The 19,995-nt window shown below is 48.9% G+C and carries 20 protein-coding genes; 8 read left to right on the forward strand and 12 right to left on the reverse strand.

What is annotated here, in order from left to right; all coding sequences use genetic code 11:
- The first annotated feature begins 82 nt into the window (after positions 1-82).
- Both ACFPK9_RS09720 and ACFPK9_RS09725 read left to right on the forward strand, forming a co-directional pair.
- Positions 83-1,486 carry an ATP-binding cassette domain-containing protein gene (locus ACFPK9_RS09720; protein WP_377094686.1) on the forward strand — a complete coding sequence of 468 codons (1,404 nt, stop codon included), beginning with the start codon at positions 83-85 and terminating at the stop codon, positions 1,484-1,486.
- A gap of 82 nt (positions 1,487-1,568) precedes the next feature.
- Positions 1,569-3,188: an outer membrane protein assembly factor BamB family protein gene (locus tag ACFPK9_RS09725; RefSeq protein ID WP_377094687.1), complete on the forward strand. Its 1,620-nt coding sequence runs from the start codon at positions 1,569-1,571 to the stop codon at positions 3,186-3,188.
- 1 nt (position 3,189) lies between these two features.
- Here the strand turns inward: ACFPK9_RS09725 and ACFPK9_RS09730 are convergent, their stop codons facing one another.
- Both ACFPK9_RS09730 and fbaA read right to left on the reverse strand, forming a co-directional pair.
- Positions 3,190-3,537 (reverse strand): zinc ribbon domain-containing protein YjdM, encoded by a 348-nt coding sequence (locus ACFPK9_RS09730; RefSeq protein WP_377094688.1) that lies wholly within the window; start codon positions 3,535-3,537, stop codon positions 3,190-3,192.
- Positions 3,538-3,709: 172 nt separating this feature from the next.
- Positions 3,710-4,738 carry a class II fructose-bisphosphate aldolase gene (fbaA, locus tag ACFPK9_RS09735; protein WP_377094689.1) on the reverse strand — a complete coding sequence of 343 codons (1,029 nt, stop codon included), beginning with the start codon at positions 4,736-4,738 and terminating at the stop codon, positions 3,710-3,712.
- A gap of 264 nt (positions 4,739-5,002) precedes the next feature.
- Here fbaA and ACFPK9_RS09740 point away from each other — a divergent pair, with 264 nt between their 5' ends.
- Together ACFPK9_RS09740 and ACFPK9_RS09745 are read left to right on the forward strand one after the other, a co-directional pair.
- On the forward strand, positions 5,003-6,043 hold the full coding sequence (locus tag ACFPK9_RS09740) for a DUF21 domain-containing protein (protein WP_377094690.1): 1,041 nt from the start codon (positions 5,003-5,005) through the stop codon (positions 6,041-6,043).
- A gap of 83 nt (positions 6,044-6,126) precedes the next feature.
- A complete protein-coding gene (locus tag ACFPK9_RS09745) occupies positions 6,127-6,531 on the forward strand; it encodes a hypothetical protein (protein WP_377094691.1) in 405 nt (134 codons plus the stop codon).
- Here the strand turns inward: ACFPK9_RS09745 and ACFPK9_RS09750 are convergent, their stop codons facing one another.
- The 7 genes from ACFPK9_RS09750 to rpe all read right to left on the reverse strand — a co-directional run bounded on the left by ACFPK9_RS09750 (position 6,532) and on the right by rpe (position 13,046).
- Complete coding sequence (locus tag ACFPK9_RS09750; RefSeq protein ID WP_377094693.1) at positions 6,532-6,774, reverse strand: LapA family protein; 243 nt, start codon at positions 6,772-6,774, stop codon at positions 6,532-6,534.
- Positions 6,775-6,816: 42 nt separating this feature from the next.
- Complete coding sequence (hemF, locus tag ACFPK9_RS09755; protein WP_377094694.1) at positions 6,817-7,728, reverse strand: oxygen-dependent coproporphyrinogen oxidase; 912 nt, start codon at positions 7,726-7,728, stop codon at positions 6,817-6,819.
- 15 nt (positions 7,729-7,743) lie between these two features.
- Positions 7,744-8,667: a DUF4339 domain-containing protein gene (locus tag ACFPK9_RS09760; protein WP_377094695.1), complete on the reverse strand. Its 924-nt coding sequence runs from the start codon at positions 8,665-8,667 to the stop codon at positions 7,744-7,746.
- Positions 8,668-8,683: 16 nt separating this feature from the next.
- Entirely contained in the window at positions 8,684-9,592 is a 909-nt protein-coding gene (locus ACFPK9_RS09765) for a DUF4339 domain-containing protein (RefSeq protein ID WP_377094696.1), read from the reverse strand.
- A gap of 142 nt (positions 9,593-9,734) precedes the next feature.
- Positions 9,735-10,646, reverse strand: a complete 912-nt coding sequence (locus ACFPK9_RS09770) for a PEP-CTERM sorting domain-containing protein (RefSeq protein WP_377094697.1) — start codon at positions 10,644-10,646, stop codon at positions 9,735-9,737.
- Positions 10,647-10,822: 176 nt separating this feature from the next.
- Positions 10,823-12,202 carry a dihydrolipoyl dehydrogenase gene (lpdA, locus tag ACFPK9_RS09775; RefSeq protein ID WP_377094698.1) on the reverse strand — a complete coding sequence of 460 codons (1,380 nt, stop codon included), beginning with the start codon at positions 12,200-12,202 and terminating at the stop codon, positions 10,823-10,825.
- Positions 12,203-12,407: 205 nt separating this feature from the next.
- Entirely contained in the window at positions 12,408-13,046 is a 639-nt protein-coding gene (gene rpe / locus ACFPK9_RS09780) for a ribulose-phosphate 3-epimerase (RefSeq protein WP_377094699.1), read from the reverse strand.
- Between the two features lie 102 nt (positions 13,047-13,148).
- Between rpe and tadA the strand changes: the two genes are divergently transcribed.
- Complete coding sequence (gene tadA, locus ACFPK9_RS09785; protein WP_377094700.1) at positions 13,149-13,709, forward strand: tRNA adenosine(34) deaminase TadA; 561 nt, start codon at positions 13,149-13,151, stop codon at positions 13,707-13,709.
- 245 nt (positions 13,710-13,954) lie between these two features.
- Here tadA and accC read toward each other — a convergent pair whose 3' ends face one another.
- Entirely contained in the window at positions 13,955-15,319 is a 1,365-nt protein-coding gene (accC, locus tag ACFPK9_RS09790; protein WP_377094701.1) for an acetyl-CoA carboxylase biotin carboxylase subunit, read from the reverse strand.
- Between the two features lie 65 nt (positions 15,320-15,384).
- The gene (gene accB / locus ACFPK9_RS09795) at positions 15,385-15,816 is read right to left on the reverse strand and encodes an acetyl-CoA carboxylase biotin carboxyl carrier protein (RefSeq protein WP_377094702.1); all 432 of its coding nucleotides are present in this window, start codon (positions 15,814-15,816) and stop codon (positions 15,385-15,387) included.
- On the opposite strand from accB, the gene ACFPK9_RS09800 reads away from it, so the two are divergent.
- From ACFPK9_RS09800 to ACFPK9_RS09810, 3 genes are all read left to right on the forward strand, one after another.
- Entirely contained in the window at positions 15,805-15,972 is a 168-nt protein-coding gene (locus ACFPK9_RS09800; protein ID WP_377094703.1) for a hypothetical protein, read from the forward strand. The two genes, accB and ACFPK9_RS09800, sit on opposite strands and share 12 nt — an antisense overlap.
- Before the next feature lie 356 nt (positions 15,973-16,328).
- The gene (locus ACFPK9_RS09805; protein ID WP_377094704.1) at positions 16,329-17,234 is read left to right on the forward strand and encodes a serine/threonine protein kinase; all 906 of its coding nucleotides are present in this window, start codon (positions 16,329-16,331) and stop codon (positions 17,232-17,234) included.
- 78 nt (positions 17,235-17,312) lie between these two features.
- Complete coding sequence (locus tag ACFPK9_RS09810) at positions 17,313-18,128, forward strand: CvfB family protein (RefSeq protein WP_377094705.1); 816 nt, start codon at positions 17,313-17,315, stop codon at positions 18,126-18,128.
- A 215-nt stretch (positions 18,129-18,343) separates the two neighbouring features.
- Here the strand turns inward: ACFPK9_RS09810 and ACFPK9_RS09815 are convergent, their stop codons facing one another.
- The gene (locus ACFPK9_RS09815; protein ID WP_377096607.1) at positions 18,344-19,696 is read right to left on the reverse strand and encodes an IS5 family transposase; all 1,353 of its coding nucleotides are present in this window, start codon (positions 19,694-19,696) and stop codon (positions 18,344-18,346) included.
- Positions 19,697-19,995 lie beyond the last annotated feature (299 nt).

Consider the following 19,995-nt stretch of genomic DNA (forward strand, 5'->3'; position numbering starts at 1 on the left):
GAAGGCAAGAACAAAGTATTCTAGATCTGTCTGCTAAGGTGACGCTTGCATCCTTGTGCGAGGCTTGCTTTGTTCAGTGACAATGACAGAGAGCTGGTCGATAGAGAACTTGGACGGTGAGGCGCACTGGGCGTTGGTAGGTGGCAATGGCTCAGGCAAGACGTGTTTTGCCAGAGAGCTTCGAGATGGTTCACCGGAGCGCAATATCCAGGTAGTTTCGTTTGAAGAAGAACAGGCTTTGTTAGAGCGCGAGATTTATGAAGACGATAGCGAATGGATCGACAAAGTGGATCACGGTCGGACGATGCGTGAGCTGATCGAGGAGCATCGTGTCGCAGCTGTGCGGATGGAGGATTTGATTGAAGCATTGGGGCTAGAGTCATGCATAGATACGGGCTTTCGTTTGCTTTCTACAGGTGAGCGTCGGCGATTGATGCTGGCGCGGGCGATTGCGCAGCAGCCTGATGTGCTGATTTTTGATGAACCTTATGATGGCGTGGATAAGGACACTGTGGCGCGGATTGAAGAATGTATTGATGCGATCGCGCGTAAGATTCCAACCTTATTAATCACGCATCGACTTTCACAGATCAACGAGCGGATCACGCATGTGTTGTGTTTGGACCAACTGAAGGTTGTTTACCAAGGCGAGAAAGATGAGGTTTTAGCAAATCCAGCGGTGAAGCAATTGTTTTCAGGAGATTTTAGAGATAGCAAGCTTCCGAGTAGTTTGCCGCAGAGCAAGGAGTACGATGGCGGAGAGGATGAGCCGATTGTCGACCTGCGAAAAGTGACGGTCGGTTATCACAATAAGCCAATTTTCGATGATTTGGATTGGAAGATTTATCCGAGCCAGCAATGGAGAGTTTCTGGGCCAAATGGCTGTGGGAAGTCGACACTGGTGAGTGTGATTTCAGGGGATCACCCGCAGTGTTATTCTAACGAGCTTTATCTATTTGGGAAAAGGCGTGGGACTGGGGAGTCGATTTGGGAAGTGAAGCATTTCATCGGTATTATGTCGACTGCTCTGCATCAGCAATACCGAGTGACAGTGGCTGCGGAAACGGTGGTGCTGTCGGGATTTTTCGACACGATTGGGGTGTATCGGCCAGTGACGCAAGAGCAGCGATCTATCGTAAAGGAGTGGCTCGAGTTTCTTCGTTTAGACCATTTAAGACAGAAGAATTTTCATCAGCTTTCGTTTGGTCAGCAGCGAATGCTATTGATAGCGAGAGCTTTGATTAAGCGTCCGCGTTTGTTGATTCTGGATGAACCTTGTCAGGGGCTCGATCCGGTAAACAGGGCGCTTGTGTTGCAGCTGATGCGTACCATTGTGGAACGGCAGATGGCTCAGATTATTTACATTTCTCATGAACGTGAAGACAAGGTGGAGTTTCTCACACATGAGCTGAGTTTTGTATCATCGCTAGCAAATGCAGAGCAAGGTAGAGCACCGTATCGTATTGAGCAAAAAGAGATAAGCTGAAGATCGGCGAAATAATTTACGGTTTGGGTGAGTATTCAAATTGAGCTGGTGCGGTGTGTAGCCGCGTTGCTCATTTGATCTTATGAAAAGCTCTCCTTCGTTTCTCCTAATTACTGCGATTTCACTGGCAGGTATTTTTTGTGCTCCTTCAGATGTGTATGGGCAGAGACCTATTGCTGGTGCGGAGGGTCAATGGCCGATGGCATCGGGGCCTAATGGAACGAGTGTGACTAAGACTGAGCAAGCAGTTCCTACAGAATGGAGTGTCAGTCGAGATGAGAAGGTTCTCTGGCGCACTGAACTGCCAGAAGCTGGTTTGAGTGGGATTGCGGTGTGGGGTGATAAGCTATTTCTAACAACAAATAAACCTCTGCCAGATAATACTAAAGATGGCGAGGCGGCAGGTTCAGACATCGTGGGGTATTGTCTAGATGCCAAGAGTGGAGAGATTGTTTGGTCGGTGACGATTCCCAGCGCTCGAGTGCGTCCTTTTTCTTCACTCTTTAGTGATGCTTCTACGCCAACACCAGTCACTGATGGAAAGCATGTTTGGTTCGTCAATGCTGGTGGGATGATGGCTTGTTACGACATGGATGGTCAAGAAGTCTGGAAACGTCCCTTTGATGCTCGATCACGTCACAATGCGAAGCAATGCCAGCCCATTCTTATAGGAAAGCAGCTTTTGTATGTGATGATGCGTGATAAAGAGGACCCTCTGGCTCGGCCAATGAAAGCGAGGTCTGGTGATCGCAAATCCGCGCCTGGCGATTGGCCGTGGACATTTGTTAGATCCTTTGACTCGCTCACAGGAAAGCCGCTCTGGGTAGAAGAAAGTGGGACATCGATCCATAATACTCCTCGGATTGGTAATGTGGATGGGAAGCCTGTGGTTTACCACATGCGTGGTGGCGGCCACCGTCCTCCTGAAGCTCCCTATGGGTTTAGCGTATCGAGTGTGGAGGGCGAGCATGCGGGTGCGTCTTTATGGGCTTATGATGCTAAGCATCCAGCAGTCTACACGGTCTCTCAGTTGAACGACGACTATACCTTTGGTATCGATCAGGGGAATTTGCTTAAATTTGATATTCGCAATGGTGGGCTTCTGGCGAAATACCCACTTTTCGACAAAGCTGATATCCGTTTATGGGATGCTAATATGCAGAAGTATGAGTTGCATCAAGATAAGCCATTTTCGGTAGTCACTAAAAAATACAAAGCTGAGCCGACGAATCATACGCCTATCTTAGTGGGGAAGTATTTTTTGTTTCTCACGCATGAAGGTCATTGCATTGGGCGAGTAGATACTGAGAGTGGTAAGGTGGAGTATCTTCAAGCTCCGATCCAAGTGGTGCGCGAGCTAGGGAAAGATGATCTATTCCTCTGGGATAAGCATGTGCCTGCTCGTGCGGAAAATGCCCGAGGCATTGATACTTCAAGTGATAAGAGATCGCTAGGAAATGGGTGGGGGCATGTGACGAGCGGCGCGCCCATCGCCGTGAATCAATACGTGTACTTCCCGACAATGATCGGCATGACTTACGTGGTTGATGCGACACGTCCTGTGTTTGACACACAGGCCTTAGTCTCAGTGAATGACTTGGGACCAGCCGAGATGACTTGGAGTCTTAGTGGGCTGAGTTATGCTAATGGAAGGTTTTTCCACCGAGGCTTAAAGGAAATTGTCTGTATTGGTGAAGAGTGAGCTATGGGTTCACTTTTTTCACGAACATGGCTTTGAGCCCGATCGAAAGACCATCCATTTTACAGGAGATTTCGTGATCACCGTCTTCTTGAATTCGGATGGGTTTGGACTTCATACCGCTTTTAAGAACCTTTGAAGTACCTGTCAGCTTTTTGTCTTTGATCATTTGGACAATGTCACCGTCTTGGAGGATATTTCCGAAAGCATCTTTGACGACACGGGGGCCAGTAGCCTCTTCTTCTTCGATGACTTCTTTTTCCCATTCGTGACCGCAAACCATGCATTCGTATTTCGAATTGTGTTCAAGGACATCGTCCATGGTGCAGAGTGGACAGGTGATTTCAGACATGGATCTAGCTGAGCTGAAGCAGTTCTAAGTTTCAAGTGTTAAGTGAAGCTTTAGGTTGTTTCACCGTGACTACGCGATGCTGAACTCTACTTGTGATTTTGAGATGGTTGATATAAAAAAGCCCCGCGGATGAGTGACATCACGCGGGGCTTAGAAAGTGCTTCTCTAAAAATTACTTCTTGTAGATGGATTTTCCTGTGGAGAGGAGGTCGTCACAGGCTTCCTTGAGGCGGTCGCAGAGGCCTTGCTCGGCGAGCTTGAGGTATGAACGTGGGTCGTACTTCTTCTTGTTACCGACTTCACCATCGATCTTGAGAACGCCTTCGATGTTTTCGCAGACGTGAGTTACGATTGGGCGGGTGAATGCGTATTGCGTGTCAGTATCGATATTCATTTTGATGACACCGTATTCGAGGGTTTCACGGATTTCTTCGAGTGAAGAGCCGGAACCGCCGTGGAATACGAGATCCATTTCAGCGTCTGCACCGTATTTGTCCATGACTGCCTTTTGGCCGTCGCGAAGGATAGTTGGCTTGAGTTTTACTGCGCCAGGTTTGTAAGCGCCGTGGACGTTTCCGAATGTGGCAGCGAAGATGTAGCGTCCTAGGCCGTCCAGCTCTTCATAGACCTGAAGCATGTCTTCAGGAGAAGTGTATAGTTTTTCAGCGGGAAGTCCTGAGGTGTCGTGGCCGTCTTCTTCACCGCCAACGCAGCCTGCTTCGATCTCGAGAATGATGTCGAGTTCGGCACATTCCTTGAGGAGTTCTTTAGAAATCTTAAGGTTTTCGTCGAGATCAACGACAGAGCCGTCAAACATGTGGGACTGGAAAAGTGGTCCTTTGCCTTCTGCGATGCGCTCGCGGGAAGCTTGGAGAAGTGGTTTGAGGAAGGATTCGACTTTCTCTGGGTGACAGTGGTCAGTGTGGAGAGCGACCAGAACGTCATATTTCTCGGCAAGGCGGTGAACTGCCTCAGCAAGAACGATAGCACCGAAGGCTTCATCCTTCAGGGACGTACCGGAAGCGAATGCGCCACCACCAGTCGAAACTTGAATGATGCCGTCTGAACCGGACTCGGCAAAAGCTTTAAGAGCTCCGCTGGCTGTGGTGAGAGAGGTGATGTTGATAGCTGGGTACGCATATCCGCCTTTTTGTGCGGCGTCTAACATTTCAGCGTATTGTTGTGGAGTTGCAACTGGCATACCATTCATCTAGTGGACTTCTGGGAATTGTGCAAGTACCGAGAGTGTCACATTCTGTGGCTGGCGATGAATCTATTTCTTCTATAGGAAGGAGGTTTGAATGTATTTAGGCATGCGACCTGCTTTTGGAGGTAATGACGCAATGAGGTGTACGGTTTTTCTGGCACTTTCTGACTTAGATGCTTACTTAGTTTCAGCAATCAGCGCAGGAAAGCTGATATTCAATAGAGAATGCAAACGGAACATATTTGGATATGGGTGGGAATGGCTTTTTGTTTAACGCAATCAGCAATGTTCTCAGGGCTTAACTTGGCTTTATTTTCTCTTGGTAGAATGCGGTTAGAAGCGGAGGCCGAAAAGGGGTCTCGTTCTGCTGGCAAGATATTGAGACTACGCAAGGATTCGAACCTTTTGCTGTGCACTATTTTATGGGGTAATGTGTCTGTGAATGTGTTACTGGCATTGCTTTCTGAGAGCGTGATGGCTGGCGTCGCTGGCTTTGTGTTCTCGACTGTGGGAATTACATTTTTCGGTGAAATCATCCCACAGGCGTACTTTTCGAGACACGCTATGAAGGTCGGGGCGAAGCTTGCTCCAGCAGTTTGGTTTTATAAAGTGTTACTCTATCCCGTGGCGAAACCTTGTTCGTTGATTCTTGATGGTTGGATCGGGCCAGAGGGGCCTTCGTTTTTCCGCGAGCGCGATATTGAGATAATTCTCGAGAAGCACATTGATGAAGATGCGAGTGAAATTAGTGCGAATGAAGGCCGAGGAGCACTCAATTTCTTGGCATTGGACGATAGGAAAATTTCGGCACAGGGGAGTGTGATCAAGCCGAGTACGATTATCAAGATGCCGGCGAAGATGGATTTGCCTGAATTTCCAGAATTTACGACCGATGAGGGACGAGCATTTTTAGCGAGCTTGAAAATTAATCCGGCAAAGTGGCGGATCGTGACTGATGAAAATGATTTGCCGCTAATTGTGTTAGATACGCCGGAATTCCTTGCGCGCTATTTAGCGTACGATGGCGATGTGGATATTTATCGTTTCTGCCATCGACCGATTCTTATTGAGGATGATCATGTGACTCTGGATGCAGTATTAGGCCAGTTTGTCGTGGAAGCGGATGATCGGAATGACCACGTGGTGGATCAGGACATTGTGTTGTATTGGACGCCTGACAAGAAACGTATCATTACTGGCGCTGACATCTTTGGGCAGTTATTGGTGGGGATTGCACAGCGTGTGCCGATGGATCCATCTGATAGGGCGGAAGAGCATGGTTTAAGGCCAGTGACGTAATCATGCCAATTGATTCGATAGAGAAAGCGCTCTTGTACGAAAAGGGGAGCTTGAACCGACTGAGTGAGGAGTGCTTCGTATTCATGATCGGTGATCATGGTCGAAAGAAGCAGTATTGTTTTTTAGGTGGCTATTTAGCAATCGTGATTGTTTTGCTTTTTTGGTCACCAGGTACTGCTTTAGTTATTGGGCTTTTACTGGGAGCTTTACTTTACCCAGCTATCGATACGCGGCGTTACATTTTGCACCGTGATTATTTGCGGAGGGAGCATCGGTTTTTCGATACGATCACGAAAGCTGAAACCATTAAAATGTCGAGAGTGACACGTGTGATTATGGTGAAAATAAAAGAGCGGCACGGTGACGATTACGGCGTCGAATTTATTCATGATGAGGGCATCTTCAGCCTGCACCATTTTCCCAATGAGGAAGAATGTTTAAAAGTGATTGATTTTTATGAGATTAATTCTGAGGTGACACAGGATTGATTATTTCTTAGAAATACTTTTTTGCACTGCGTTCAATCGTGAGCCCAAGCGCATGTAGGCGAGAATGAAGCCTGCTAAAGCACCTAGTACAAAGGTAAGAAAGAGCAAGAAGGCTTGTGGCATCTCAATGCTGGCAAAAAGAATCTTGGTGGTGACCTGTTCTCTATTTTGTAGAATGACAATGGCGGCTATCGCGACGAGGGCCACGATGATGCCGAGGCGTATTTTTTTACCAGTGGTCATGAGGATGTTCTAATTGTTGGTTTGTTAAACGGAGGAACCGTTCTAGAGCCAGTCCTGGGCTTTGAGGTAGTGGTCGTAGAGTTTCGCTTCAGGAGTGTTAGGCTCTGGATGGTAATCGTATTCCCATCGGACAAGTGGAGGGAGCGACATTAGGATAGATTCGGTACGACCACCTGATTGAAGGCCAAAGAGAGTGCCGCGGTCGAAGACTAGGTTGAATTCGACGTAGCGTCCACGTCTGTAGAGTTGGAACTGGCGTTCGCGTTCGCCGTACTTAGTGTCCTTGCGTTTTTCTACGATGGGAATGTAAGCGTCACAGTAGCTATCGCCGATGGAGCGCATGAAGGTGAAGGATCTGTCGAAGCCGAGCTCGTTGAAGTCATCGAAGAATAGCCCGCCGACTCCGCGTGGTTCTGCACGGTGCTTGAGGTAGAAGTAGTCGTCGCACCATTTTTTGAAACGGTTATAGACGTCGTCACCAAAGGGGTCGCAGGCTGCTTTAGCGGTTTGGTGCCAGTGTTGGCAGTCTTCGTCATTTCCGTAATAGGGAGTGAGATCGTAGCCGCCACCGAACCACCAGATAGGTTCCGCACCTTCTTTCTGTGCGCAGAAGAAGCGCACGTTCGCGTGGCTGGTCGGCACGTAAGGGTTGTGTGGGTGCATGACGAGTGAGACGCCCATTGCCTCGAATGAGCGACCTGCGAGCTCTGGACGATGTGCTGTGGCTGATGCAGGCATAGAGGTGCCGTGAACGTGAGAGAAGTTGACACCACCTTTTTCGAAGACGGCGCCATTAGTCATCACGCGCGAGCGACCACCTCCACCTTCTTCGCGCTGCCATGAGTCTTCTTGGAATTTGGCTTTTCCGTCTGCGGTTTCGAGCTGTAGGCAGATAGAGTCTTGCAATCCTAATAAGTAGGTTTTGATGGCGTCGAGATCGATAGAGTTGCTCATGGTTAGAAGGTGGTGTTAGGCGTTGCTGGTGTTTTGATCGGCTGCGTAGTTGATGGTGTCGCACATAGATTTCATGCCGATGAAGTAAAGGACAATTTGGCCGAGGCCTGCGATGCTGAGGATCAGGCTAGCGCATTGGCAGATGGCCATGCCGAGAAACATGTTTTCGTTTACTGAGGGAGCGTCTTGAAGGGATTGGTAGCGTTGTTTTGCTTTGTTCCAATCTTGTGCCCATTTCCAGTAGGCGATGAATGTCCAGTAAAGGTTAAAGAGTGGGATGAAGAGAAAACCGACGGCCATACCTGGGGTGGTCGAGGCTTTGGCTGGTTGTAGGATTTTCCATCCACGGTGGAGGTAGATTAGGCCGAGAATGGTGGACCAGATGAATAGTCCAGAGGTGAGGGCTAAGAGAAAGAAGAAGGTGGGAGTGAAGATTTGCTTGAGCTGAGCCATTGGGTCGAGCTCTGGTATTTCAGGCATTCTTTCTTCTGGAGAGGCATGGGGATCCATTTGTGCTTGGATCGTTTGTTCGAGTCCGCCGCTGGCCTGAGCTTCTAATACTTGGAGGCTGCTAAGGCCATTTGCCATAAAGTAGGCGACGAAGAAAGCAGTGCTGAGTAAAGCGAGTGAGGTGGCGATGATGAGGAGCGGGAAGCTCGCTTTTTTGACTTTTGGAAATGGGTAGGGATCGGTGATAGTCGCTTGGGTATTGATGCTTGAGGGTGCTATATATGGGTTCGCTCCTAGGGACTGCGGAAGAGTTGGGGGGATAGCGCTGGAGATGTTTTTGAAGGCTTCGGTTTCGTTGGCTGCACTCCATTGGGTCAGACCTTCTCTCCATACGAGTGTGTCACTTGGGAGTTCGTGTTTTAGCTTTTCGGCAAGTTCTTCTTGGGAGATGGGTCCAGCTTGTTGGCCGTTGGAAGTGTAGTACCACATAGTATGAAGTTGGATGTTAGGTTTGATTGCCGTATTCAGAGGCGAAGTTGATGGCATTGCACATCGATTTCATTCCGATCAGGTAGAGGATGCCGCAGGCGAGGATTCCGAGGATGCTGGTGAAGATACTGGAATAGTAGCAGATGGGCATTGCTAGGAAAACGCCTGCAGCTCCGGCGGGTGCTTGGAACATCGAGGGCGAGGAGTTGCGGATGGAGTTCCATTCTTCCGCCCATTTTTTATAGGCAATAAATACCCAGTAGAGATTAAAAAAGGGAATGAATAAGAAGCCGACAGCTTTGGCGGGGGTGACATCTGTGCCATTGGCTTGGACGAGTTTCCATGCACGGTGGAGGTAGATGAGGCCAAGAATGAAGCCGGCCATATTTATTAGCCAACCTATGCCGATAATGAGCATTGAGCTGCCAATGTTGCCGAAATCGGGATCGCTCGAGACCTGGGAGGATTCAGTTTCTGTGGTTTCGATGATAGCTCCCTCAGAGTTTTCGATCGAGTAATGAGTTTCCGCGTAGGTCGAGCTGGTTTCTGCGGAGGATATGAGCTCGGCAAACATCAGACCGTAACCAGTAGTGAGTACGAGAATTCCTAGTATGGTGAGGCTGGCGAGTAGCGGGTAGCTAGATTTTTTAACTTTAGGTAACGGGTACTCTGATGTCGGATCTGGTTCGGTGGCGAGATTGCTGGAAGGCGGAGCGTAGGGATTATTAGAGTCGGCAGTGGTGGGGTTGAGAGGTGGTGGTGTCTGAAAGTTTCGAAAGACAGCGATGGTGTTAGCTGCGGACCAATTTTCCATACCCTCTTTCCATACGAGTGTGTCTGGGGGTAGTTGGCCGTTGAGCTTCTGAGCGAGCTCGGTTTGAGAAATGGGGCCTGCTTGCTGGCCATTGAGGGTATAGTACCACATGGAAATCTTGAAGAAAAAAGAGGTTGAATGCTGAGTGATTGATTCAGTGGGAGTTTGTGGTTAGAGGGTCTTGATGGAAAGCAAAAAGGCGACCCGATTACGAGTCGCCTTATATAGAGTTGATGTCTAACTTTTTGGTTGTTTATCGCTTACGGCGAAGGATGAAGCCGATACTACCGAGTAACAGTAGGGCACTTGAGCTTGGCTCAGGAACGGCGACTACCATGTCTGGTGAATCTACTAGCCCTGTGTCTACGCCAAAGAAAGCGTAGTCGGTTTTTGGTTGGTTGCCTGTGGCGGGGACACGAATGGATAGTTGTGCAACATCTTCCCAAGATGCGCCATTAAGGTCAGCGCTTGTTAAGCTAAAAGCGGATAAGCCTAAGCCGCGTGCAGTATTGTTTGAGCTGGAGGTGTTGCCTCCATTAAAACCTGAGTCGTCACTAGAAACACGGTCGACGACTTGTTTTCCAAAAACGGAATATTCGTCAGGACCGATAGTGAATGAGAAAAGAACATTATCGTCTGAATCAAGAAAGCTCCAGAGGTCAATCGACTGATTGTCAGCTCCGTCACCAACGATGAAAGTCGGACGGCTGCCAGCTGTGGGATCGCTTTTGAATGAAAGATCAAAAGTGATGGTTCCCGGATCATCGGAGGTGGTGTAATTCAGTGCCGAGGAGAACGCTAGTCCGCGCTCACCTTGGGTGAGGTAGGTAGAAAGATCTGATGGGGTACCATGGGCGAGAGATCCATCGCTAGTTGCTGTTGAATTTTGGATCACTCCGGCGACATTACTGGAAGTGATATCGCGGTTGGTACCAATGCCTGAGATAAAGTCCGTGGCAAGGTAGGTTGTGGAAGAGCCGACAGTAAAGTTGACCAAGTTGAGGTCTCCTGAGGTAGTAATCTGTGTGGATCCTCCATTGGTAAGCGCTACATTACCTGGGTTTCCAGAGTCATTTACAGTCATGTTCGTTACGTCGAACACGGTAATAGCCGAAGCGTATGGGGCTGCGAAGAGCAGTACCGCTAGGGGAATGGTAAGTTTCATGTGTGTGTTTGAGGGTAAAAGTTTCCTTTTATCGCTGCTTTCGCAGCAGTTAGCGTGCCGTAAGTATATTTAAGGTCTCGGTCAACTCTTAATGATTTTTGAGGAGGAATTGTCACCTAAATAAAAAAAGCAGCCCGTAGAGGGCTGCTTTTAAGAGAGTTGTGTTCTAATTAGTCTTAGAAGTGGATCGCGTGATCGTCTGCGTCGAGAGTTGCCTCGTGGATGGCTTCTGCGAGTGTTGGGTGCGCGTGGATGGTGCTGTGGATTTCATCCGTGGTGCATTCCATTTCGAGTGCGAGACCCATTTCAGCGATGAGCTCAGTGGCGTTGTCACCAATGATATGGGCGCCGAGAAGTTCACCGTGTTCTTTGCCGTAGAGAAGTTTGACGAAGCCTTCAGTGTCGGCAGCAGCTTGTGCTTTACCGATCGCTGCAAATGGGAATTTACCAACCTTGTAGTCGACGCCTTCTTCCTTCAGTGCGCGTTCAGTCTTACCGACGGAAGCTACTTGTGGGTGAGCGTAGGTACAGCCTGGGAAGTTGCCAACTTTGCGTGGGACTTTTCCTTCGATGAACATGCCTTCGACACATTGAACCGCTTCGAATGATGCCGTGTGAGCTAGCCATGGTGGGCCAGAGATGTCACCACATGCGTAAACATTAGGGATGGATGTCTCATAGCGGTCACCAACCTTGATGAAGCCGCGGTCGAGTTCTGGCTCAAGGCCGCCGGGAAGTACAGGAGCGACACCGATTGCTACGAGGCAAACGTCGGCAGTGATTTCTTGAGTGCCTTTAGCATTTTCGACAGTGAGAGTGACGGAGTCACCGTTGTCTTGGGTGCCAGTTACCTTGGTGTCAGTGAGCACATTGATGCCTTGCTTTTTGAATGATTTACCGATTTCAGCACCAATCTCGTCGTCTTCGACTGGAAGGATGTTAGGCATCATTTCGATGAGTGTTACCTCAGTGCCGAATGCGTTATAGATGTATGCGAATTCTACACCGATCGCACCTGCGCCGATGATGGCGAGAGACTTAGGTTGTTTTTCGAGAACCATTGCTTCCTTAGAAGAGATAACGGATTTGCCGTTAAATGGAAGTGGTGGGAGTTCGCGAGATTTACAGCCAGTAGTTACGAGGATGTTAGATCCCTCGAGAGTTTGTTTGGAGCCGTCTTCTGCAGTGACTTCAACTGTGTTTTCACCAGTGACTGCGCCGAAACCTTTGACGTAATCGACTTTGTTCTTTTTGAAGAGAAACTCGATGCCGCCGGCGAGGCGTGTCGAAACCTTGCGGGAGCGTCCTACTACTTTTGACCAATCGTACGTTAGGTTGTCGAATGAAAGGCCCAGTTCACCTGCTTTTTTGGTGAGTGTTTGGTAGAGCTCTGCATTTTTAAGAAGAGCTTTTGTTGGGATACATCCCCAGTTGAGGCACGTGCCGCCAGCTCTATCCATTTCTACGCAGGCTACTTTTTTACCGAGCTGAGCTGCGCGAATTGCGCCAACATATCCAGCAGGGCCGCCGCCGATGACAATAAGGTCGTAGGACATAATCTATTTATTTGTGTTGTGAAAATTTTGCACGCTGGTGATTAGCTTGCTTCGAATGCGGAAAAGGTAGGAGTGGATCGTGTAAGTGTGAAGTGAAAAGTGTGAAGTTTCAGTGACTATCACTACACACAATAATGAGATGTATGAGTTTTATTCACCGTTGAGCCGTTCTATGCGGTGGGCTTTTAGGTGAGCGTGAAGGTAATTACGCTTCGCGCATGGCTGTGATGGCGGCTTTCATGTCTTTAGCGCCAAAAGAGGAGGAACCAGCGACGAGGACGTTTGCACCCGCTTTGGCTGCGATGGCTGCGGTTTCGGCGTTGATGCCGCCATCGACTTCGATGTGGAAATTGAGATTGTGTTCGCTGCGGAAAGCTGCTGCGGCTTCAACTTTGAGCATCATGTCTTCCATAAAGGCTTGGCCACCGAAGCCTGGAACGACGGTCATGGGGAGGAGGAGGTCGATGTTTGAAAGGTGCGGAATGACTTCTTCAAATGGAGTTGCTGGGTTGAGTGCGAGGCCAGCGAGGACACCGGCTTTACGGATTTCAGAGAGGGTGTGCGCGACGTTGTGTTCGGCTTCTACGTGGACGGTGATCATATCAGCTCCACAGGCGAGGAAGCGTGGGAGATAGTGGTCTGGGCGTGTGATCATGAGGTGGACGTCGAGGAAGATGTCATTGCTCTCATGAATGGCTTGGATCATTTGCGGACCGAAAGAGATGTTGTCGACGAAGTGGCCGTCCATGACATCTAGGTGGAGCCAATCGGCTCCGGAGTTAATTGCGCGAGTAACTTCTTCGGTGACGCGTCCCCAATCAGCGGCGAGTAGGGAAGGTGCCATAATACGATCTGTGTGGTGCCAGTTCTTCATGCGCTGAATACTAGGCGGAAAATTGGTGGTTTCAAGTTGGCAGTGCGGGATTGCAGGATTAAAACTTAATTCATGAGCGAGGATTTCTTGATCGAAGGCAAGGGTGATGAGTATTATATGCAGCAGGCTTTACGTGAGGCTGAGAAAGCATACAAGGCTGGGGAGGTGCCGATTGGGGCGGTGATCGTCAAAGAGGAGCGAATCATCGCGCGGTCGTGGAATCAGGTAGAAACGCTAAAAGATGCGACGGCACATGCGGAAATGTTAGCACTGACTTCGGCGCAGAGTGCGATTGGAGATTGGAGGTTGGAGGGGTGTACAGTGTACGTGACAAAGGAACCGTGTCCTATGTGTGCGGGAGCTTTGGTGCATTGTCGCCCAGATAGAGTGGTGTTTGGTATTCCCGATCCAAAAGGTGGTGCAGCTGGTGGTTGGATCAATTTATTAGATTCTAATCCACCGCTTAATCACAAATGCGAATTGGAGTCTGGTGTCTTAGAAGAGGAGTGTTTGGCGATTCTCCAACATTTTTTCCGTGAAGCTCGAGCGAAGAAGAAGGCTGAGAGAGATTTACGAAAACAGGAATTAGCTTTGGGCGATGAAAGTGATAGCTCCTGTTGTTCAAATGACTGATTAACTTTTGAGTTAAATAATAGACACAAATTACTAGACAAAATCTCCACTTTCGCACAGATTGTCCTCGCCACCTTGAGGCAATAAAAGCAAAACGACACACACAATAAGGCGGCGAGCTTCGGCTCGTCGCCTCATTCTTTTTATATGCGTTGTTTATGCGGACTTAGAATGGGTATTTGGATCACGAAAAAAGCGAGACTCGATGAGCCTCGCTTTTGTTGAAAATGTAGGAAGAAAATGAATTAGGCTCTTTCGGCCATTTTTTCTTCGAGGAATTTTCCGACCCAAGCGATATCGTAATTGCCAGACTTGAAGTCTGGGTGGTTGATGATTTCGAGCTGGAATGGGATAGTGGTTTTGATTCCGCGAATCATGAATTCTTGAAGAGCGCGGTTCATGCGAGCAATGGCGATTTCACGTGTAGCGCCGGTGCAGATGAGTTTAGCGATCATGGAATCGTAGTATGGCGGGACGGAGTAGCCGGAGTAGACGTGGGTGTCTACACGGACGCCTTTACCGCCAGGTGCATACCAGAGGTCGATCTTTCCTGGGCTTGGCGCGAAGTTGTTATACGGGTCTTCGGCATTGATGCGGCACTCGATGGACCAGCCACGAGGTTCTGCATTTTTGACATGCTCGGAAAGTGGTTCACCTGCAGCGATACGAATTTGCTCTTTAATGAGTTCGCAGCCCATGACTTCTTCTGTGACTGGGTGTTCGACCTGAATACGGGTATTCATTTCCATGAAGTAGAAGTCAGTGGCGTCTGCGTTAACGAGGTATTCAATGGTGCCAGCATTGATGTAGCCAATGTTCTTCACGAGATTCACTGAGGCTTCAGCCATGCGCTCACGGAGTTCAGGTGTGAGGAGTGGCGATGGACATTCCTCAATAATTTTCTGGTTGCGGCGCTGCATGGAGCAATCGCGTTCACCGAGTTGAATGGCGTTGCCGTGGGTGTCACCGAAAACTTGGAATTCCACGTGGTGTGGATTGAGAACTAATTTCTCGAGGTAGCATTCGCCGTTGCCAAAGCAGGCAATGGCTTCTTGAGATGCCTGATTGTAGAGGTCGATGAAGTCGTCTTCACTAAAGGATGGGCGCATGCCGCGTCCGCCGCCACCTGCAGTGGCTTTGATCATGACTGGGAAGCCAATTTCTTTAGCGAGTTCGAGGCCGTGTTGTGCGGATTCGAGGATGCCATCGGAGCCTGGGGTTACAGGAACGCCATTTTCAAGTGCTGTGGCGCGGGCTGTGTTCTTGTCCCCCATGCGACGGATAGTTTCAGCTTTTGGCCCGATAAATGTGATGTCGCAGCTTTCGCAGATTTCTACGAAGCGTGCGTTTTCGGAGAGGAAGCCATAGCCAGGGTGAATGGCGTCTGCTTCAGTCACCTCTGCTGCCGCGATGATACGGTCTGGCATGAGGTAGGAATCTTTAGATGGCCCAGGGCCGATGCATACTGCTTCATCGGCGAGTTGCACGTGCATGGAGTCGACATCTGCTTCTGAGTATACAGCGACAGATGCGACGCCTAGCTCACGGCAGGCGCGGATGATTCGGAGAGCGATTTCGCCGCGGTTGGCGACTAAGACTTTTTTAAACATGGTACAGACAACTGTTCTTACAGCTCAGGATTCAGGTGAAGGAAATGTCTCGGCGGGAGCCGAAATTACTTGAGAGTAAAGAGCGCATCACCGAATTGTACAGGTGTGGCGTCTTCTACGTTGATGGCTGTGACGACTCCGGATGTCTCTGCTTTGATTTCATTCATCACCTTCATTGCTTCGATGATGCAGATAGTCTGGCCTTCACTGATTGTGTCGCCAACTTCCACGAAGTTAGGGGAATCAGGAGATGGCTTGCGGTAGAAAGTGCCAACCATCGGTGAGTCGATAGTTTCTCCTGTAGGAGCAGCAGCGGCTGGCTCGGCAGTGGGAGTAGCAGCTGCTGGAGCGACTGGGGCAGCAGCTACTGGAGCGGCGGCAGGTGCCGGCATTGCTGCGAATGCTGCTTGGATAGAGTCGGCATCGAGACCTTTCTTAAGCTTGAGGTTGAAGTCGTCCTTCTCAAGGTGGAAGTAGGAAAGATCGTGCTCATCCATGAGCTCTACGATTTTGCGGATGTCGTTGTGGTCCACGATAGTAATTTGGCTGAGTTAATATTGATCGGCACCGACGCCCGAGTCGGTGAGAAGGCCTACAGGCTAGCGGTAGCTAGTAGACAGCGTCAAGCTCCGATGGTTGCTAGTTTGGAATGAGTGTGTATTTGATGTAAGTGTCTAAAAAAAGTTTATTATTGTTGTTTTTGCGGGTGTGTTTTACAATGCGTAGAAGGCTATTTTGGGGAAATCCTTTAATGTGGCTTTGGAAAAGTAGATTATGTGAAGGGCTCCTTTGAGATTTTTTCTGGTTTTCATTATAGAAAAACGAGTGAAGGATAATGGTCTTTTTGCTGGTTTTGTAAGTATTGATAGGTGAGTATGTTAAGCTTTAGCTTGCGGTGTATTTTAATTATATGTTGATGTATGTTCTGTGAATTTACGTACAGATTAAATGTATGGCGCTCGAAAATGCGACTTGTCGGAAATATAGCATCTGCATACCCTTATTCTAGATGGACGAACGTTACCGGATTGAACAAGAACTAGGCCGAGGGAGGGCTGGTGCGGTGTATGAAGCATATGACACCGAGCTCAATCGTCTAGTGGCGCTTCGTCGGTTCGATACAACGGAAGAAAATTTTCACAATGAGGAATGGCTGAAGCGTTTTAATGAAGTTGTGAGCGATCTTTCTGGGATTAGCCATTCTAATATTTTATCAGTATTTGATGCTGGGGTAGATGAGCAAGGCCCTTATTTGGTGACAGCCCATGTGGAGGGCTTACGGTTGAGTCAAATTTTAAAGCAGAAGGAGCAAATGAGTTTGCGTAGTATTTATGATCTCACGCGACAATGTTTGGATGCTCTTCAAGCGGCAGAAAATGCGGGTTATTACCATCATGCGCTATGCCCTTCCTCTGTACTTGGAACGCCGAAGGCTTCTGGCGGTTATCATTATATATTAATGGATTTAGGGCACTCTAAGTTGATTCCTTTGGTCGCAGGAGGAGATCAGCGAGCATTGTCTAAAACATTAGATCCAGCACTGATGGCACCTGAAATTTTTGATGGAAAGCCGTGTGGGGCGAAGAGCTCTTTGTATATGCTCGGTCAATTAGTGTATTGGGTATCTGTGGGAGGGCATCCCCTTGCGGGTTTGCCGCTAGATCTGGCGCATGCGAAGCATCAGGCGGGTGAAATCCCTTATTTGAGAGGTTATCGGGCAGATATTCCTGAGGTTTTTAGGAAATGGATTTATTGGTTGATCGAATCCGATCCGAGTAAGCGTCCTGAGTCTGTGTTAGTGGCGATTCAAGAGTTGCCTTCATTTGAGGCGGCAACGACTGCACCGAGTTTACCTCAGCCGATGCGTATGGGAGCTGAGGACATGAGTCCTAATTACAAGGCTGAGACAGACTAGTCGGTCTAATGTGTTAAACTTTGTCTTTCTATCGTTGTCAGATGGAAGTAGGCATTGAACATGATTGAGCTCGGCAAGATGAATACTCTCGAGGTGACGCGTGAAGAGGAACGTGGCATTTATCTCGAAGCTGGCACTGATGGAGAGATTCTCTTGCCGATTAAGGAGGTCCCTGAGGAGACTTATATTGGCGATATGCTCGATGTGTTCATTTATCGTGATTCGGCAGATCGTCTGATTGCTACAACATGGACGCCTAAAGCGATGGTGGGGGATTTTGTTGTGTTGAAAGTGACGCAGGTGACTCCGCATGGAGCGTTTTTGGACTGGGGTTTGGTGAAGGATTTAATGCTACCATTTGGTGAGCAGAAAAGGAAGGTGAGCCAGGGAATCAATGTGGTTGTGCGAGTGTATGTGGACGAGGAAACGCGGCGTATAGCTGCAACGGCGAGGCTAGGTAGATATCTAGGTAAGACGGGGCGACGCTACTTGGAAAATGAAGAGGTGGATATCATGATCGTAGATCGTACTGACCTTGGTTATCGAGTGGTGGTCGAAGGAGAAGATTGGGGTTTGCTTTATCATAATCAAATTTTTCAAGCACTAGAAGTAGGACAGAAGCTCAAAGCTTACGTGTTGGAGACTCGTCCTGACGGCAAGTTGGATCTCATTTTACAGAAACCTGGCCCACAGAAAGCGATGGATTTGAGTCAGCAAATTCTGGATCGCTTGAAGCAGAGTGGTGGATTTTCCGAGTTGGGAGATAAGGCTGATCCGAGCTCTATTTTGGCAGCTTATAACGTGAGTAAAAAGACATATAAGCGAGCTCTGAGCCAGCTATTCAAAGAGAGGAAAATTATTTTTGAAGATGGCGGGATCCGTCTGGTGCAATAAATTTCACAGAGAATGCTCGCAGAGAAAATTCAGGAGACCGTCAGCGATGCTTTGAAGGGAGACCTTGCTAGTGTAGTGGCGTTGGTCTGTTTTATTGGGGTATACTTTATAGTTACAGGGTTCTTGGTGGGGCAATTGTTGGGACGTGAGGGCAGCGCTAGTAAGAAGATCTTTTGGTCGCTGGTTATTTTGTCCCACGTTAAAAATAGCATTTTTCAAGCGCATTGAAGCTCCGGTCTGTGGCCGGAGCTTTTTTGCGAAAAGATTGTACTGAGGATTTTGAGCAAAAAAGTGGCGAACCACTTGAGCAGAAGGCGCATATTGTGGCCTGCGCCACACAGAACTGCATTGATCTTGTCTCCATCCTTGCCGTGGAGATAATTGCGTCCTAGGTGACCGTCGGTTTTCATGTGTCCGATGACTGGCTCGACCGCGGAGCGTCGCCGAAGCTCTCTTTTGATCTCAGGGGTCACGCCACGGATTTGTCCGCTGCGAAAGACTGCGCGCTTGTCTGGGTAGTCGTGACCGACATAGCCTTTATCCACGTAGATGCGTTCGGGTTTGATGCCGCTGATGGCTCGGGTTGCCTGAATGACCCGATTAAGGGTATGGCCGTCGTAAGGCCGGCCTTCGATGGCTTCGCTGTGCAGAACAAACAGCCCGCCTGCAGAGCGTTCCATCGGTGTGGTCACCGAAACTTTGATGCCAAATTCGTAGGGTTTGTGCGCCTTGCCTTTGGCGATGCATTCAACCTCCGGGGCGTGCCAGCTGTAGATCTTCACCTTGTCGCGTGGCTTTTGCGTGCGGATGAGGAAGGCTTTGTAAAATGGCAGGCGAAAGGTCTCTTCGAGGTCCGTGTTGCCGCTTATTTTGCGGGCGATGTCGCGCTCCACGCGGCCAAGACGTCCCTTGAGTTTTTTGAGAGTCTTACGCATGCGTTTGAACTGTTTGGCATGGGCGTAGCGACCAGCCATGATGGCGAGTCGCTTGGCCTCCTTCGCGTAAGATTGACGCAGTTTGATGCCGTGAAGTTTTGCCATTTTGACAAGCTCTGTGAGTCCGCGCAAAGCGAGCTTGGCATCGGTCGGATGAGTGACGTTCTTGAGCTGGACGGTGGTGTCGACGATGACCTTGCTCAAGCTTTCAATGTCCAGGGCTCCTGTTTGATGCGCAACTCGTAGCAGTTCACTGATGAGGGGTTCGAGTTTCTTATCACCGATGCGTTTGCGCCAATGGGTCATGGAGCTGCGCTCGATCGGGAAGCGGTGCTGGAAATATTTTTCACCACAAAAGAGTTGGAAGTAGGGATTCTCTTTCCACTGTCGGCAGACTTCTTCGTCGGAAAGAGCCTTGGCATGTTTGAGTAGATGCAGGCCAACCATGAGTCGGGTGGGAATGGCGGCGCGCCCCGTGGTCGAGTACAATTCGCAGAGTTGTCCGTCGAGCCAGTCCCAGTCGATTTTCGCTGCTAAGACGACGAGCTCGTGGGACGGGTCAAGAATATCGATGAGCAGAGGTTGGAACAGGTGGGCGGTTTCAGGTTGATTGGAATGCTTTGGTGGGCGCATACTGTTAGAAAAATCTACAAGGTTTACGCGCTGAGAAGGCGATTTCTTGTAGATCATTTAAAGAAAAAAGCGTGCTGGATAAGAGCACGCTTAGGATTGAATGATTTTAACGGGGGACTATTTTGATTCCAGTGTTAGGTTGGCTGTTTTATCTGGCTTTTTATAAAGTTCCCCCAAGTCAACATTTTCGGTGAGGTTAAAGCCACGAGCTTAACAGTTTGTTGAGTATGGGAATAATACAAAAACCCCCTGAGTAAACGTGTACTCAGAGGGTCTAGGTGAAAAGAATTCGTTCAAGG

Origin of the sequence: Rubritalea spongiae (assembly GCF_042652385.1) — a bacterium.
GTDB lineage: Bacteria > Verrucomicrobiota > Verrucomicrobiia > Verrucomicrobiales > Akkermansiaceae > Rubritalea > Rubritalea spongiae.

Excerpts from the sequence above, each read along its gene's own strand:
- ACFPK9_RS09720 (WP_377094686.1), top strand. The coding sequence starts at position 83 with ATGACAGAGAGCTGGTCGATAGAGAACTTGGACGGTGAGGCGCACTGG.
- ACFPK9_RS09725 (WP_377094687.1), top strand. The coding sequence starts at position 1,569 with ATGAAAAGCTCTCCTTCGTTTCTCCTAATTACTGCGATTTCACTGGCA.
- ACFPK9_RS09730 (WP_377094688.1), bottom strand. The coding sequence starts at position 3,537 with ATGTCTGAAATCACCTGTCCACTCTGCACCATGGACGATGTCCTTGAA.
- fbaA (WP_377094689.1), bottom strand. The coding sequence starts at position 4,738 with ATGCCAGTTGCAACTCCACAACAATACGCTGAAATGTTAGACGCCGCA.
- ACFPK9_RS09740 (WP_377094690.1), top strand. The coding sequence starts at position 5,003 with ATGGCTTTTTGTTTAACGCAATCAGCAATGTTCTCAGGGCTTAACTTG.
- ACFPK9_RS09745 (WP_377094691.1), top strand. The coding sequence starts at position 6,127 with ATGATCGGTGATCATGGTCGAAAGAAGCAGTATTGTTTTTTAGGTGGC.
- ACFPK9_RS09750 (WP_377094693.1), bottom strand. The coding sequence starts at position 6,774 with ATGACCACTGGTAAAAAAATACGCCTCGGCATCATCGTGGCCCTCGTC.
- hemF (WP_377094694.1), bottom strand. The coding sequence starts at position 7,728 with ATGAGCAACTCTATCGATCTCGACGCCATCAAAACCTACTTATTAGGA.
- ACFPK9_RS09760 (WP_377094695.1), bottom strand. The coding sequence starts at position 8,667 with ATGTGGTACTACACTTCCAACGGCCAACAAGCTGGACCCATCTCCCAA.
- ACFPK9_RS09765 (WP_377094696.1), bottom strand. The coding sequence starts at position 9,592 with ATGTGGTACTATACCCTCAATGGCCAGCAAGCAGGCCCCATTTCTCAA.
- ACFPK9_RS09770 (WP_377094697.1), bottom strand. The coding sequence starts at position 10,646 with ATGAAACTTACCATTCCCCTAGCGGTACTGCTCTTCGCAGCCCCATAC.
- lpdA (WP_377094698.1), bottom strand. The coding sequence starts at position 12,202 with ATGTCCTACGACCTTATTGTCATCGGCGGCGGCCCTGCTGGATATGTT.
- rpe (WP_377094699.1), bottom strand. The coding sequence starts at position 13,046 with ATGGCACCTTCCCTACTCGCCGCTGATTGGGGACGCGTCACCGAAGAA.
- tadA (WP_377094700.1), top strand. The coding sequence starts at position 13,149 with ATGAGCGAGGATTTCTTGATCGAAGGCAAGGGTGATGAGTATTATATG.
- accC (WP_377094701.1), bottom strand. The coding sequence starts at position 15,319 with ATGTTTAAAAAAGTCTTAGTCGCCAACCGCGGCGAAATCGCTCTCCGA.
- accB (WP_377094702.1), bottom strand. The coding sequence starts at position 15,816 with ATGGATGAGCACGATCTTTCCTACTTCCACCTTGAGAAGGACGACTTC.
- ACFPK9_RS09805 (WP_377094704.1), top strand. The coding sequence starts at position 16,329 with ATGGACGAACGTTACCGGATTGAACAAGAACTAGGCCGAGGGAGGGCT.
- ACFPK9_RS09810 (WP_377094705.1), top strand. The coding sequence starts at position 17,313 with ATGAATACTCTCGAGGTGACGCGTGAAGAGGAACGTGGCATTTATCTC.
- ACFPK9_RS09815 (WP_377096607.1), bottom strand. The coding sequence starts at position 19,696 with ATGCGCCCACCAAAGCATTCCAATCAACCTGAAACCGCCCACCTGTTC.